This window comes from Mesorhizobium sp. B264B1B, from assembly GCF_020165765.1.
Classification (GTDB): Bacteria; Pseudomonadota; Alphaproteobacteria; order Rhizobiales; family Rhizobiaceae; genus Mesorhizobium.
The window spans coordinates 115,661-129,536 of record NZ_JAIUIS010000003.1; the positions used below are offsets into that span (position 1 = coordinate 115,661).

9 protein-coding genes are annotated in these 13,876 nt (G+C 65.0%); 8 read left to right on the top strand and 1 reads right to left on the bottom strand.

Annotation, left to right across the window (positions count from 1 at the left end):
- Positions 1-6: 6 nt before the first annotated feature.
- The 8 genes from LB547_RS07165 (at position 7) to LB547_RS07200 (ending at position 12,621) form a co-directional block, all read left to right on the top strand.
- Entirely contained in the window at positions 7-1,203 is a 1,197-nt protein-coding gene (locus LB547_RS07165) for an acyl-CoA dehydrogenase (protein WP_140729050.1), read from the top strand.
- A 104-nt stretch (positions 1,204-1,307) separates the two neighbouring features.
- Positions 1,308-4,667: a DUF2126 domain-containing protein gene (locus LB547_RS07170; RefSeq protein WP_140761442.1), complete on the top strand. Its 3,360-nt coding sequence runs from the start codon at positions 1,308-1,310 to the stop codon at positions 4,665-4,667.
- Positions 4,668-4,673: 6 nt separating this feature from the next.
- Positions 4,674-7,085, top strand: coding sequence for a circularly permuted type 2 ATP-grasp protein (locus LB547_RS07175; RefSeq protein ID WP_140761447.1), 2,412 nt, complete (start codon positions 4,674-4,676; stop codon positions 7,083-7,085).
- A gap of 14 nt (positions 7,086-7,099) precedes the next feature.
- A complete protein-coding gene (locus tag LB547_RS07180; protein ID WP_140761450.1) occupies positions 7,100-7,984 on the top strand; it encodes a transglutaminase family protein in 885 nt (294 codons plus the stop codon).
- A gap of 129 nt (positions 7,985-8,113) precedes the next feature.
- Entirely contained in the window at positions 8,114-9,217 is a 1,104-nt protein-coding gene (locus LB547_RS07185) for a DNA topoisomerase IB (protein ID WP_140761453.1), read from the top strand.
- Positions 9,218-9,301: 84 nt separating this feature from the next.
- Positions 9,302-9,676 carry a YciI family protein gene (locus LB547_RS07190; RefSeq protein ID WP_140513613.1) on the top strand — a complete coding sequence of 125 codons (375 nt, stop codon included), beginning with the start codon at positions 9,302-9,304 and terminating at the stop codon, positions 9,674-9,676.
- Positions 9,673-10,935, top strand: a complete 1,263-nt coding sequence (locus tag LB547_RS07195; RefSeq protein ID WP_140556641.1) for an RNA polymerase sigma factor — start codon at positions 9,673-9,675, stop codon at positions 10,933-10,935. The genes LB547_RS07190 and LB547_RS07195 overlap by 4 nt, the downstream gene beginning before the upstream one ends.
- 171 nt (positions 10,936-11,106) lie before the next feature.
- Positions 11,107-12,621 (top strand): aldehyde dehydrogenase family protein, encoded by a 1,515-nt coding sequence (locus LB547_RS07200; protein ID WP_140761455.1) that lies wholly within the window; start codon positions 11,107-11,109, stop codon positions 12,619-12,621.
- A gap of 187 nt (positions 12,622-12,808) precedes the next feature.
- Here LB547_RS07200 and LB547_RS07205 read toward each other — a convergent pair whose 3' ends face one another.
- Complete coding sequence (locus tag LB547_RS07205; protein WP_140761458.1) at positions 12,809-13,663, bottom strand: hypothetical protein; 855 nt, start codon at positions 13,661-13,663, stop codon at positions 12,809-12,811.
- Positions 13,664-13,876 lie beyond the last annotated feature (213 nt).

Here is a 13,876-nt window from a genome sequence, read left to right on the forward strand (position 1 = left end):
GACGCCATGGCCGCCGACAAGAATGCATTCGTCTGGGAAGACCCGTTCCTGATCGAGGACCAGCTTTCGGAAGACGAGCGCATGGTGCGGGACGGGGCGGCGGCCTTCGCCGCCGACAAGCTCGCGCCGCGCATCGAGGAGGCCTATCTCAACGAAACCTTCGACACGGCGATTTTTCGCGAGATGGGCGAGGCCGGCCTGCTCGGCATCAACATTCCGGAAGAATTCGGCGGCCTCGGCGCCAACTATGTCACCTACGGCCTGGTCGCCCGCGAAGTGGAGCGCGTCGATTCCGGCTATCGTTCGATGATGTCGGTGCAGTCGTCGCTGGTGATGTATCCCATTTATGCCTATGGCTCGGACGAACAGCGCAGGAAGTATCTACCCGAGCTCGCCAGCGGCGAGTGGATAGGCTGTTTCGGCCTGACCGAACCGGATGCCGGCTCCGACCCCGGCGGCATGAAGACGCGCGCCGAGAAGACCGCCAATGGTTACAAGCTTACCGGCTCCAAGATGTGGATCTCCAATGCGCCCGTCGCCGACGTGTTCGTCGTCTGGGCGAAGCTGAAGGGCGAGAACGGCAAGGATGAGATCCGTGGCTTCGTCCTGGAAAAGGGCATGAAGGGGCTTTCGGCGCCGAAGATCGGCGGCAAGCTGTCGCTGCGGGCGTCGATCACCGGCGAGGTGGTTATGGAAGGCGTCGAGGTCGGCGAGGATGCTCTGCTGCCCAACGTGTCGGGGCTGAAGGGGCCGTTCGGCTGCCTCAACCGGGCTCGCTACGGCATTTCCTGGGGCTCGATGGGCTCGGCCGAAGATTGCTGGCATCGCGCGCGCCAGTATGGCCTCGACCGCAAGCAGTTCGGCAAGCCGCTGGCCAGCACGCAGCTCTACCAGAAGAAGCTCGCCGACATGCAGACCGAGATCGCGCTCGGGCTGCAGGCCTCGTTGCGCGTCGGGCGGCTGCTCGACGAAGGCAAGATGGCGCCGGAGATGATCTCGATCGTCAAGCGCAACAATTGCGGCAAGGCGCTCGACATCGCCCGCCAGGCGCGCGACATGCATGGCGGCAACGGCATCCAGATCGGCTATCACGTGATGCGCCATGCGCAGAATCTGGAGACGGTCAACACCTATGAGGGCACGCATGACGTGCACGCGCTGATCCTGGGACGGGCGCAGACGGGGATCCAAGCGTTTTTCTGAGGTTCGGTAGCCGTTTAAGTTAGGTGCAGCGCAACATCCGCTTGGAGAATGACGGCCAGATGTGTCAGGGTTCGGCCAGCTAAACGCCGATCTTCCGGGGCTCCATGGCAATTCTGGCCGCCGTCTATCACCTGACCCATTACAAATACGACCGGCCGGTGGTTCTTGGTCCCCAGGTGATCAGGCTCCAGCCGGCGCCACATTCGCGCACCAAAGTGCTCAGCCATTCGTTGAAGGTCGAGCCGGCGAACCACTTCGTCAATCTCCAGCAGGACCCCTACGGCAATTTCCTCGCCCGTTTCGTCTTTCCCGACCCGGTGAGCGAACTCAAGATCGAGGTCGACCTCGTCGCCGACATGACGGTCTACAACCCGTTCGATTTCTTCGTGGAGGAGACGGCGGAAAATTTCCCGTTCGAGTATCCGGAAGAGACACGCAACGACCTCGCCATCTATCGCACGCCGGAACCGGCAGGCCCGCTGCTGTCGGCGTTCCTGAAAACCATCGATACCAGCCCGAAAAACACGGTCAATTTTCTCGTCGACCTCAATGCCCGGCTGCAGCGCGAAATCGCCTATATCGTGCGCATGGAGACCGGCGTGTTCTCGCCGGAGGAAACGCTGGCGGCCGCCAAAGGGTCGTGCCGCGATTCGAGCTGGCTGCTGGTGCAGATCCTGCGCAATCTAGGCATCGCCGCGCGCTTTGTCTCGGGCTATCTGATCCAGCTCAAGCCCGACCTCGTCGCGCTCGATGGGCCGGCCGGTACATCCGTGGATTTCACTGACCTGCACGCCTGGTGCGAGGTCTATCTTCCCGGCGCTGGCTGGATCGGTTTCGACCCGACTTCGGGTCTGCTTACCGGCGAGAGCCATGTACCGCTTGCCGCCACCCCGCATTTTCGCAATGCAGCGCCCATTTCCGGCATGGCGAGCTTTGCCAATGTCGAGTTCGGCTTCGACATGCGGGTCGACCGCATCGCGGAGCATCCGCGCATCACCAAGCCGTTCTCGGATGAAAGCTGGCATGCGCTTGATGCGCTCGGCAACAAGGTCGATGCGGCGCTGGCGGACGGGGATGTACGGCTGACCATGGGCGGCGAGCCGACCTTCGTGTCGATCGACGATTTCGAGTCCGCCGAGTGGAACACCGCCGCCGTCGGCCCGACAAAACGCGAAAAGGCCGATGCGCTGATCCGGAGGCTGCGCGAGCGCTTCGCGCCTGGCGGCTTCCTCCATTATGGCCAAGGCAAATGGTACCCCGGCGAAAGCTTACCGCGCTGGACCTTTTCGCTCTACTGGCGCACCGACGGCCAGCCGGTGTGGAGCGACCCGTCGCTGATCGCGCGGGAGAAAAGCGAAGCCGATATCGGTCCGAAGCAGGCCGAGAGCCTGCTGACCGCGATCGCCGGCGAGCTCGGCATCGAAACGTCCATGGTCAGCGAAGCCTATGAGGATCCGGCCGAGTGGCTGCTCAAGGAAGGCAAGCTGCCGGAGAATGTCGATCCGTCCAATTCGAAGCTGGAGGATCCCGAAGAGCGCAGCCGCATGGCGACGGTGTTCGAACGCGGGCTGACCAAGCCGTCGGGCTATGTGCTGCCGGTGCAGCGCTGGAACAGCCAGGCGTCGGGCCAGCGCTGGCGCTCGGAAAAATGGACGACGCGGCGCGGGCGGCTGTTCCTGGTGCCGGGCGATTCACCGGTCGGCTACCGCCTGCCGCTCGGCACGCTGCCTCACGTGCCGCCGGAGCAGTTTCCCTATATCGTTCCGGTCGATCCTTCGCAGCCGCGCGGTGCGCTGCCCGTGCGGGAGGCGATCTTGCCCATGGCGGCTCCGGCCGAACCTCAGGGCGCCGATGAAATGGCACGCCGCCAGCAGGCGGCATCGTTCACGGCCGCGACCGCCCAGCAGGACCGGGTCGAGCAGGAGATCACCGAGATCGGCGGCGCGGTGCGTACCGCGCTTTCGGTCGAGCCGCGCGAGGGACGGCTCTGCGTGTTCATGCCGCCGGTCGAGGCGCTGGAGGATTATCTTGAGTTGGTGGCGGCAGCCGAGAACGCGGCCAAGGCGATCAGGTTGCCAGTGCATATCGAGGGCTACGGCCCGCCGCATGATCCGCGCCTCAACGTCATCCGCGTCGCGCCGGACCCTGGCGTCATCGAGGTCAACATCCACCCGGCTGCCAACTGGCAGGACTGCGTGGCGACGACCACGGCGATCTACGAGGAGGCGCGGCAAACGCGGCTTGGCGCGGATAAATTCATGATCGACGGCCGCCACACCGGCACCGGCGGCGGCAACCATGTTGTGGTCGGCGGCGCGACGCCCAATGACAGCCCGTTTCTGCGCCGCCCCGATCTTTTGAAGAGCCTGGTGCTGCAATGGCAGCGGCATCCCTCGCTGTCTTATCTCTTCTCCGGCCTGTTCATCGGCCCGACCAGCCAGGCGCCGCGCTTCGACGAGGCGCGCCACGATTCGCTCTACGAGCTTGAAATCGCCATGGCGCAGGTGCCGCGTCCGGACCAGGGCAACGTGCCTTTGCCATGGCTGGTCGACCGGCTGTTCCGCAACCTTTTGACCGACGTCACCGGGAATACGCATCGCTCGGAAATCTGCATCGACAAGCTGTTTTCGCCTGATGGACCGACCGGACGGCTGGGCCTGGTGGAATTCCGCGGCTTCGAGATGCCGCCCAATGCGCGCATGAGCCTGGCGCAGCAACTGCTGATCAGGGCGATCATCGCCCGTGCCTGGAAGAACCCGCTCGACGGCCGTTTCGTGCGCTGGGGCACGTCGCTGCACGACCGCTTCATGCTGCCGCATCATGTCTGGGCGGATTTTCTCGACGTTCTCGACGACCTCAAGCTCAACGGTTTCACGTTCCGCCCCGAATGGTTCGACGCGCAGCTCGAGTTCCGCTTTCCCTTCTGCGGCGAGGTCCAATATGCGGGCGTCAAGCTTGAACTGCGGCAGGCCTTGGAGCCGTGGCATGTCATGGGCGAGCAGGGGGCCATCGGCGGCACCGTGCGCTTCGTTGATTCCTCGGTCGAAAGGTTGCAGGTCAAGACCGAAGGGCTCAATCCGGAGCGCCATGCCGTCGTCTGCAACGGCCGCATCGTGCCGATGAAGGTTACCGACAACAGGGAAGTCGCGGTGGCGGGCGTGCGCTTCAAGGCGTGGCAGCCCGCTTCGGGCCTGCATCCGGCACTGCCGGTCAATACGCCGCTGGTGTTCGATATCTACGACCGTTGGTCGGGTCGGGCGGTTGGCGGCTGCGTCTATCATGTCGCGCATCCGGGCGGGCGCAGCTACGACACTTTTCCGGTCAACGGCAACGAGGCGGAAGCGCGCCGGCTCGCCCGCTTCGAAGCGCGCGGCCACACGCCGTCGGCCTATGTGTTGCGCGAGGAACAACCCACGGAAGATTTCCCCATGACGCTTGACCTTCGGCGTCCACCAAGACTCTGATCTGACATGGCAAAGGGGAATCACAAGCGGGTACGCGGCAAGGCGCAGATCCATCGCCTGCTGGAGCACTACCAGCCGATCGACGGCGTCGTCGACGAGATGGTCGACGCTTCGGGCAATCCCCGTCCGGCCTGGAAGCGTTTCATCGAGGCGCTCGACGATCTCGGCGCCGAAGAACTCGCCCAGCGTTTTGCCCGTGCCGACCAGTATCTGCGCGACGCCGGCGTCTACTATCGCGTCTACGACAAGGCCGGCGCCAACGAGCGCGAATGGCCGCTGGCGCATGTTCCGGTGCTCATCGAGGATGCCGAGTGGGCAGCGATCAGCGCCGGCCTGGTGCAGCGCGCCGAGCTGTTCGAGGAGATCATCGCCGATATATACGGGCCGAACCGGCTGGTCGAGAAGGGCATCCTGCCGGCCGGACTGATCGCGGCAAGCGCCGAATATTTGCGGCCCGTGGCCGGAACCAGGCCGGCAGAGGGGCATTTCCTTCACTTCTGCGCTTTCGAACTTGGCCGCGGGCCGGACGGCCGCTGGTGGGTGTTGGGCGATCGCACTCAGGCACCATCCGGCGCCGGCTTCGCGCTGGAGAACCGCGTCGCCACGACGCGCGCGCTGTCCGATATCTATGGCGAGATGCATGTGCATCGCCTCGCCGGTTTCTTCCGGCGTTTCCGCGACGCGCTGATCGGTATGGCCAGGGAAGCCGACGGCCGCGTCGCCATATTGACGCCTGGACCGCTCAACGAAACCTATTACGAACACGCCTATATCGCCCGCTATCTCGGCATCATGCTGCTCGAAGGCGAGGACCTGACCGTTTCCGGGGGCCGGCTGATGGTGCGCACCGTTTCCGGGCTGATGCCGATCAGCGTGCTGTGGCGGCGGCTGGACGCGGCGTTCGCCGATCCGTTGGAACTGCGCTCGGAGTCGCAGATCGGCACGCCGGGACTGGTCGAGGCGATCCGGCAAGGCAGCGTCTCGACCGTCAATGCGCTCGGCTCGGGCCTGATGGAAACGCGCGCGCTGCTTGCCTTCCTGCCCAAGATCGCGCGTGAATTGCGGGGCGAGGAACTCAAGCTGCCCACCGTCGCGACATGGTGGTGCGGTCAGGCATCCGACCGAGCGCATGTGCTCGCCAATATCGACCGCATGGTGATCGGGCCGGCGCTGTCGACGAGGCTGGCCTTCGAGGACGACGACCAGACTAGGCTTGGCTCCGCGCTGTCGGCCGGGGAGCGGGCGGACCTGGTGGCGCGTATCGAACGCGACGGCGACGCTTTCATCGGCCAGGAAGCGGTGACGCTTTCGACGACGCCCGTCTATGTCGGCGGATGGCTGGAGCCGCGGCCGGCGAGCCTGCGTGTCTACCTGGCGCGCACGCCCGAGGGCTGGACGGTGATGCCGGGCGGGTTCGCCCGCGTCGGCCTGTCGCTCGATCCGACGGCAATCGCCATGCAGCGCGGCGGCCAGGCGGCCGACGTATGGGTGGTCAGCGATCGGCCGGTGGAGCGCGAGACGCTGCTGCCGCAAGAGGGTGACAGCTTCAGCCGCACCAGGCCGGGCAGCCTGCCCAGCCGCGCAGCGGAAAACCTGACCTGGCTCGGCCGCTACATCGAACGCTCCGAGGACACGGTGCGCATCCTGCGCGCCTATCATGTGCGGCTCGCCGAAACCTCCGATCCGGATATGCCGCTGCTGGCCGACATCAGGGATCATCTCGAACCGTTCGGCATCGATGTCGAAACGGCGATCCCATCGGGGCTGATCGGCACGCTGGACAGCGCGGTCTACAGCGCCGGCCAGATCCGCGACCGTTTCTCGCCGGACGGCTGGCTGGCGCTCAAGGACCTGTCGAAGACCATCCATCAGTTCGCGACGACGGTGGCGCCGGGGGATGACGCGACGCGGGCGATGACCGTCATCCTGCGCAAGCTCGCCGGTTTTTCCGGCCTGCTGCACGAGAACATGTACCGCTTCGCGGGCTGGCGGTTCCTGGAGATCGGCCGGCGGCTGGAACGCGGCATACAGATCGCCAGCACGCTCGCCCGGCTGACCAGCGACAAGGCCCCGGACGGCGCGCTCGACATGATGCTGGAGATCGGCGACAGCGTCATGACGCACCGGCGGCAGTACCCTGTGCAAGCCGGCCGCCGCACGGTGATCGACCTTCTGGCGCTCGATCCGCTCAATCCGCGTTCCATCCTGTTCCAGCTCGAACGGCTGAAAGCCGAGATCGGGCTGCTGCCGGCGATCGGCGGCGAGGGGCACATGTCGCCTGCGGCCAAGGAGATCCTGCAGCTCAACACAGCCATCGCCATCAAGGAGCCAGCGGACATGAGTGTGAAGGCGCTGAACGATCTCGCCGGCGAGATAGGCGGGCTCTACAGCAGCCTCGCCAAGGCCTATTTCGGGTAAGGCGGCGCTCCGGCATGCTCTACGACATCAGGCTTCACCTTCACTACGATTACGCCGCCGTCGCCGGCGGCGGCCGGCACCAGGTGCGCGTACTGCCGCCGACCATCGAGGGCGTGCAGCGCGTCGTCGCTGCGTCGCTATCCTTCGCGCCGGCGCCCAACGAACGCTCGGATTTTTCCGATTTCTTCGGCAACAACGTCACCTCGATCGCCTTCCGCGACGCGCATGACGCACTCGACATCAGGATGAGCGCGCGCGTGGCGGTGTCGCGGCCCGAGCCCGGGCTCGACGTGTCGCCCGACCTTAGCCGGCTGCGTCAGGAGCTCGCCGCCGTGCGCTCGCTGGCGCCGGATACCCCCCACCATTTCCTGGCCGCCAGCGGTCACGCCGGCATCGATGCGGCGATTACCGCCTATGCGCGCGACAGCGTCGGCGGCTCCGCCGCCGGTACGGCGATGAACCTCTGCAATCGCATCCACCGCGATTTCACCTATGACAACGAGGCAACCACCGTCCGCACCAGGGCAGGCGATGCCTTCCGGCTGAAGCGCGGCGTGTGCCAGGATTTCTCGCATATCATGATCGCCGGCCTGCGCGGGCTCGGCATACCGGCCGGCTATGTCAGCGGCTTCCTGCGCACCATTCCGCCCAAGGGCAAGCCCAGGCTGGAGGGCGCCGACGCCATGCATGCATGGGTCAAGGTGTGGTGCGGGCGCGATGCCGGCTGGCAGGAGTTCGACCCGACCAACGGCATGCGGGCCTCCAACGATCACATCACCGTCGGCTATGGCCGTGACTATTCGGATGTCGCGCCGATCGTCGGCGTTCTCAAGACCACCGGCGGACAGGTCGGAGAGCAAGCCGTCGACGTTATTCCGGTGGTGCTGGAGAAGACCTGACGTCAGGCCTGCTTGCGCAAAGCGCCTTGCAGGGTTCCGCCCCGGCGTGGCTGGCCGCCGACTTTTCGGACAGGAATGGAACCAGTGCTCGGCCCAGAGGCTTATCTACGGTGTTTCCGTGGGGCCAGCATGCTGCAGAAATCCGGATTGACTATCGACGGCGACGCCGCACCAAAGAACGGTGCTCAAATCTCTGCCGAGCACGCCGCACTGATTTATGTCAGCGATACCGAACCCGGTATCCGCCGGCTGAAATCGGGCAAGGGATTTTCCTACAGGGGACCTGATGGCGGGCCGGTCTCGGATGCCACCCGAGCGCGCATCGAGGCGATCGTGATCCCGCCGGCCTGGACGGATGTTTGGATCTCGCCCGAGGCGGACGGACATATCCAGGCGACCGGCAGGGACCAGCGGGGGCGCAAGCAATATCGCTACCATCCGCATTGGGCCGAGGAGCGCGACAGCGCCAAATATTCGAGCCTTGTCGCCTTCGCCGAAAGCCTGCCGGAGCTTCGGCACAGGATCGACAGCGACCTGCGCCGCCACGGCCTGCCGCTCGAACGCGTCGTCGCCGCGATCGTCTGGCTGCTCGACAACACCATGATCCGCGTCGGCAACGCCGCTTACGCTCGCGACAACAAGAGCTTCGGCCTGACGACATTGCGCGACCGCCATGTCGACATCAAGGGATCGAGCCTGCGGTTCGCCTTCAAGGGCAAATCGGGCAAGGAATGGAAATTGAAGCTGGTCGATCGCCGCATCGCGCGAATCGTGCGGGGCGCGCAGGATCTGCCGGGCCAAAAGCTGTTCCAGTATCTCGACGAGGACGGCAACAGACACCCGGTGCGGTCCGAGGACGTCAACCGCTACATCCGCGAGGCCATCGGCGATGCATTCAGCTCGAAACATTTCCGTACATGGGGCGGCACCATCCACGCCGCGTCGCTATTTGCGCAAACGGTGCTGCCCGACAGCCAGGCACAGCAGAAACGGGCGATGAACAGCGTCATCGACAGGGTCGCCGAGCGGCTGGGCAACACGCGCGCCGTCTGCCGCCAATGCTATATCCATCCGCAAGTCTTCGAAGCATGGCTGCAGGGACGGCTGCTTGCCGAAATGGCGGAAGCCAATAAGCGCAAACGATCGATAGACGGTCTCGATGACGAGGAAGCGCTCGTGCTGCGATGGCTGAAGACGCACGAAAGCGGACCCGCGGCAACCAGCGGCCGCTGAATCCGCGGCGCCTCGATTTTTTTATCGACGCCGTGTCGGGATCGGTCCTAGTGTTTCGTCCTTTGACACAGAAGAGGACAAACCATGCTCTACGCGATCTTGTGCTATGCTTCCGAAGACGTCGTCTGCTCCTGGAGCAAGGAACAGGACGACAAGGTCATGGCCAACATTCTCGATGTCCAGCAGAAATACGCGGACGCCGGCCGGCTTGGCCCGGTGGCGCGGCTTTTGCCGACGACGGCGGCGACGACGCTGAGGAAGGTCAAGGGCGAATCGATCGTCATCGACGGGCCGTTCGCCGAGACCAAGGAACAGTTCCTCGGCTTCTACACGCTCGAATGCGCCGATCTCGACGAGGCGGTGGAGTTCGCGCGCGAACTTTCCGAGGTCAATCCGAGCGGCGGCTCCTACGAAATCCGGCCGGTATCCATCTTCAATCCCACTAGGGCCGCCGTATGACCGAACTTGCCTGGATCAGCTCAGCGATCAGCGCCGCCCGCCCGCAGGCGATGGGTGCGCTGCTGCGCTATTTCCGCGACCTCGATACGGCGGAGGAAGCTTTCCAGGACGCTTGCCTCAGGGCGCTGAAGAACTGGCCGCAGAACGGTCCGCCGCGCGATCCGGCGGCCTGGCTGATCTTCGTCGGACGCAACAGCGGCATCGACGCGGTGCGCAAGCGCGCCAAGCAGGCGCCGATGCCGGAAGAGGACCAGATATCTGATCTCGAGGACGCAGAGAGCGACATCGCCGAGCGGCTCGATGGCGCGCACTACCGCGACGACATATTGCGGCTGCTATTCATCTGCTGCCATCCCGACCTGCCGGCAACGCAGCAGATCGCGGTGGCGCTGCGCATCGTCTCCGGCCTTACGGTCAAGCAGATCGCGCGCGCCTTCCTGGTCGGCGAAAGCGCCATGGAGCAGCGCATCACCCGCGCCAAGGCACGTATCGCCGACGCAGGCGTGCCGTTCGAGACGCCGGGCGCGGTGGAGCGCTCGGAGCGGCTCGCCGCGGTCGCGGCCATGGTCTACCTGATCTTCAACGAGGGCTATTCGACCAACAGCGGCGAGGCGCCGGCCCGCGCGCCGCTGTGCGAAGAGGCGATCCGGCTGGCCCGGCTGCTGCTCAGGCTGTTCCAGACCGAGCCGGAGATCATGGGGCTGACGGCGCTGCTGCTGCTCCAGCATGCGCGCGCACCGGCTCGTTTCGATGCGGACGGCGAGATCGTGCTGCTCGAGGATCAGGACCGCAGCCTGTGGAGCCGCAAGATGATCGACGAGGGGCTGGCGCTGGTCGACAAGGCACTGCGCCACCGCAAGCCCGGCCCTTACCAGGTGCAGGCGGCGATTGCCGCGCTGCATGCGCGGGCCGCGAAGGCCGAGGACACGGACTGGGTGGAGATCGACCTGCTCTACGGCCTGCTCGAACAGATGCAGCCGTCGCCCGTCGTCACCCTCAACCGTGCGGTCGCGGCCTCCAAGGTGCGTGGCCCGGAGGCCGCGCTCGCCATGATCGAGCCGCTGGAGCAGAGGCTTTCCGGCTATTTTCATTTCTTCGGCCTCAAGGGCGGGCTTTTGATGCAGCTCGACCGGGGCGAGGAGGCGCGGGTGGCCTTCGACCGCGCCATCGCGCTTGCCAACACGGCGGCGGAAGCGGCCCATATACGCATGCATATCGACCGGCTGATGAAGGACAGCGCAGCGCGCACCGCAAGCTGACGCTGGTTCAATGGTCTGGCCCGGGCTTGGACCATGCCGGGGTGGCGATTTTTTCCTGAAACCGCTATTGGCACGCCAAGACAGCGCCACCCTGCGCCTCATCGCATAGGGAACGCACGGCGCAATGCTTTGACCACGCCACATGAATGGCGGGATCTGAAAGGGACAGACATGACGATAGCGAAGGAAACCGCCGAGCTGCTGGCGAAACTGGGTGTTGCCAAGGAGGCGCTTGTCGGCGGCGACCTGATCGTGCGCAGCCCGGTGACGGGCGAGCAGATCGCGGCATTGAGCACGATCTCACAGGCCGATGCGGCCAGGACCATCGATGCCGCGCACAAGGCGTTCCAGGCCTGGCGGCTGGTACCGGGCCCGAAGCGCGGCGAGCTGGTGCGGCTGCTCGGCGAAGAATTGCGCGCGCACAAGGCCGAACTTGGCCGGCTGGTGTCGATCGAGGTCGGCAAGATCCCCTCGGAAGGGCTCGGCGAAGTGCAGGAGATGATCGACATCTGCGACTTCGCCGTCGGTCTTTCCAGGCAATTGTACGGGCTGACCATCGCCACCGAGCGTCCGGGACATCGCATGATGGAAACCTGGCATCCGCTCGGCGTGGTCGGCGTCATCTCCGCCTTCAACTTCCCGGTCGCGGTGTGGTCGTGGAATGCGGCGCTGGCGCTGGTCTGCGGCGACGCGGTGGTATGGAAGCCTTCCGAAAAAACGCCGCTGACGGCGCTTGCCTGCGAGGCGATCTTCAAGCGCGCCGTCAAGCGCTTCGGCACTGATGCGCCGGAAGGGCTAGCGTCGGTGCTGATCGGCGACCGCGCCGTCGGTGAGATCCTGGTCGATCATCCCAAGGTGCCGCTGGTCTCCGCCACCGGCTCGACCCGCATGGGCCGCGACGTCGGCCCGCGCCTGGCCAAGCGTTTTGCACGCGCGGTGCTGGAGCTCGGCGGCAACAATGCCGGCATCGTCTGCCCGACCGCCGATCTCGACATGGCGTTGCGCGCGATTGCCTTTGGCGCGATGGGCACGGCGGGCCAGCGCTGCACGACGCTGAGGCGCCTGTTCGTGCATGACAGCGTCTACGACGCCTTGGTACCGCGGCTGAAGAAGGCCTATCAGAGCGTCTCTGTCGGCAATCCGCTGGAGACGTCGGCGCTCGTTGGGCCGCTGATCGACAAGGCAGCCTACGAAGCCATGCAGAAGGCGCTGCAGGAAGCGTCCGCCCACGGCGGCAAGGTGACCGGCGGCACGCGGGTCGAGAATGGCCATCCGGACGCCTATTACGTGCATCCGGCGCTAGTCGAAATGCCCAGCCAAGTCTCGCCGGTGACCGAAGAGACGTTCGCGCCGATCCTCTATGTGATGAAGTATTCCGATTTCGACGCCGTGCTTGACGAGCACAATGCGGTGGGAGCGGGGCTGTCGTCGTCGATCTTCACCCGCGACCTGCAGGAGTCCGAGCGCTTTCTCGGCGTCGACGGCTCGGACTGCGGCATCGCCAATGTCAATATCGGCACGTCGGGCGCCGAGATCGGCGGCGCCTTCGGTGGTGAAAAGGAAACCGGCGGCGGCCGCGAGAGCGGCTCCGATGCGTGGAAAGCCTATATGCGCCGCGCCACCAACACGGTGAACTATTCCAAGGCGCTGCCGCTCGCCCAGGGTGTCTCCTTCGACATCGAGTGACATTGCGGGTTCCGGCTCGGGTGACCTTGCGCACCCGGGCCGTTCTGCGGCCTGAGGTTCACTGCTGAGGGCAGTTATGCTGTCATTCTTCGTATGGTGCTGACGTCCCGCCGCCGAGGCGGCTTTTTTGTTTCGAGGATACGCAGCGGCACGGACCGCCTTCATAGCCTGGGCAGCGGCGAGTCTCTCAGTGGTCGGTGGAAAAGCATGCTGCGAAGGCGGCATCCACGATGGCCAGCTTGGCGGCCTGGACGCTCATGTATTCCTGAAAGAAGCGGTGCGAGACCCACATCACGGAATTGCCGCGCTGGCCCAGCCAGCCGATGCTGCCGAGCGCCTCGGCATCGCGTAGTTTTCGGGCGAGGTGGGTGCGCGACAGTTTGAGCCAACTGGCGAATTCCGCCACCGAGACCACGCTGGTCGGAATCCGATCTAGGCCGGCATGGTCGGGGTCGATGCCGGACATGAGCCGGTCCATGACGATGCCGCCATTGTTGAGCCAGATGAACAGGGAAAAGGTCTGGTTGGGTTCGCGCACCGGTTTGGACGAAAGCAGGCCGTCGGCCACGAGGGGCTGCAGGGCGGCGAGCATATCGGGCCGCTCCAGGTATTTCGCCAGCCGGTCCGCGCCGTCGAGTCGGTCAAGGGTGCTTAGATGTGCGTGCACCCATCCGGTGAATGTCCGCACCGTGTCCGCTGTCGGCTGCAACGGGTGGGTGCGCCCGTCTCCGCCCGCGACGTATTCGGCGATGCGGTAATTCAGCATCTCCTTGATGAAAGCGTCGGCGGTGTTGCGGCTGGCGACCTTGTGCTGATGCACGAACTCGATGAAGCGCGACACCGTCAACGCGGTGCGACGGTCGCCCGGGTCGCGCCTGAAATGCATGGCAAGGCCGACATGGCCCATCAGCCAGCGCTGCTGCGTGGCGAATATGGAAGCAAGCCGCGGGCTGGCTTCGTAGATGTGGATCAGCGCCAACGACTGCTCCTGGACGTGGCGGTGCAGATCCGGATGAGCGGCTATGTCCTCGATGTCCAGCATCCGCCTCCTTCTGGTTGGCCAAGCTTACTGCGCTCCAAGAGCGGGTCGCGTCGAAGCGGATTCATGCGACGCACTTTTGGCTTTTTTCGTGCATGTCGTCCTCCCAAAACCGAGGTTACTTTTGGGCGACATGCATTAAGACATTTTCAGCCTTGCGCTTTTGTGTCCAGATGAGACAGCTCGGACTAAAGTCCAGTTCTGTAGCCAATGATG

Coding starts and splice junctions, on each gene's coding strand:
- LB547_RS07200 (WP_140761455.1), top strand. CDS start 11,107: ATGACGATAGCGAAGGAAACCGCCGAGCTGCTGGCGAAACTGGGTGTT.
- LB547_RS07175 (WP_140761447.1), top strand. CDS start 4,674: ATGGCAAAGGGGAATCACAAGCGGGTACGCGGCAAGGCGCAGATCCAT.
- LB547_RS07170 (WP_140761442.1), top strand. CDS start 1,308: ATGGCAATTCTGGCCGCCGTCTATCACCTGACCCATTACAAATACGAC.
- LB547_RS07185 (WP_140761453.1), top strand. CDS start 8,114: ATGCTGCAGAAATCCGGATTGACTATCGACGGCGACGCCGCACCAAAG.
- LB547_RS07190 (WP_140513613.1), top strand. CDS start 9,302: ATGCTCTACGCGATCTTGTGCTATGCTTCCGAAGACGTCGTCTGCTCC.
- LB547_RS07180 (WP_140761450.1), top strand. CDS start 7,100: ATGCTCTACGACATCAGGCTTCACCTTCACTACGATTACGCCGCCGTC.
- LB547_RS07165 (WP_140729050.1), top strand. CDS start 7: ATGGCCGCCGACAAGAATGCATTCGTCTGGGAAGACCCGTTCCTGATC.
- LB547_RS07205 (WP_140761458.1), bottom strand. CDS start 13,663: ATGCTGGACATCGAGGACATAGCCGCTCATCCGGATCTGCACCGCCAC.
- LB547_RS07195 (WP_140556641.1), top strand. CDS start 9,673: ATGACCGAACTTGCCTGGATCAGCTCAGCGATCAGCGCCGCCCGCCCG.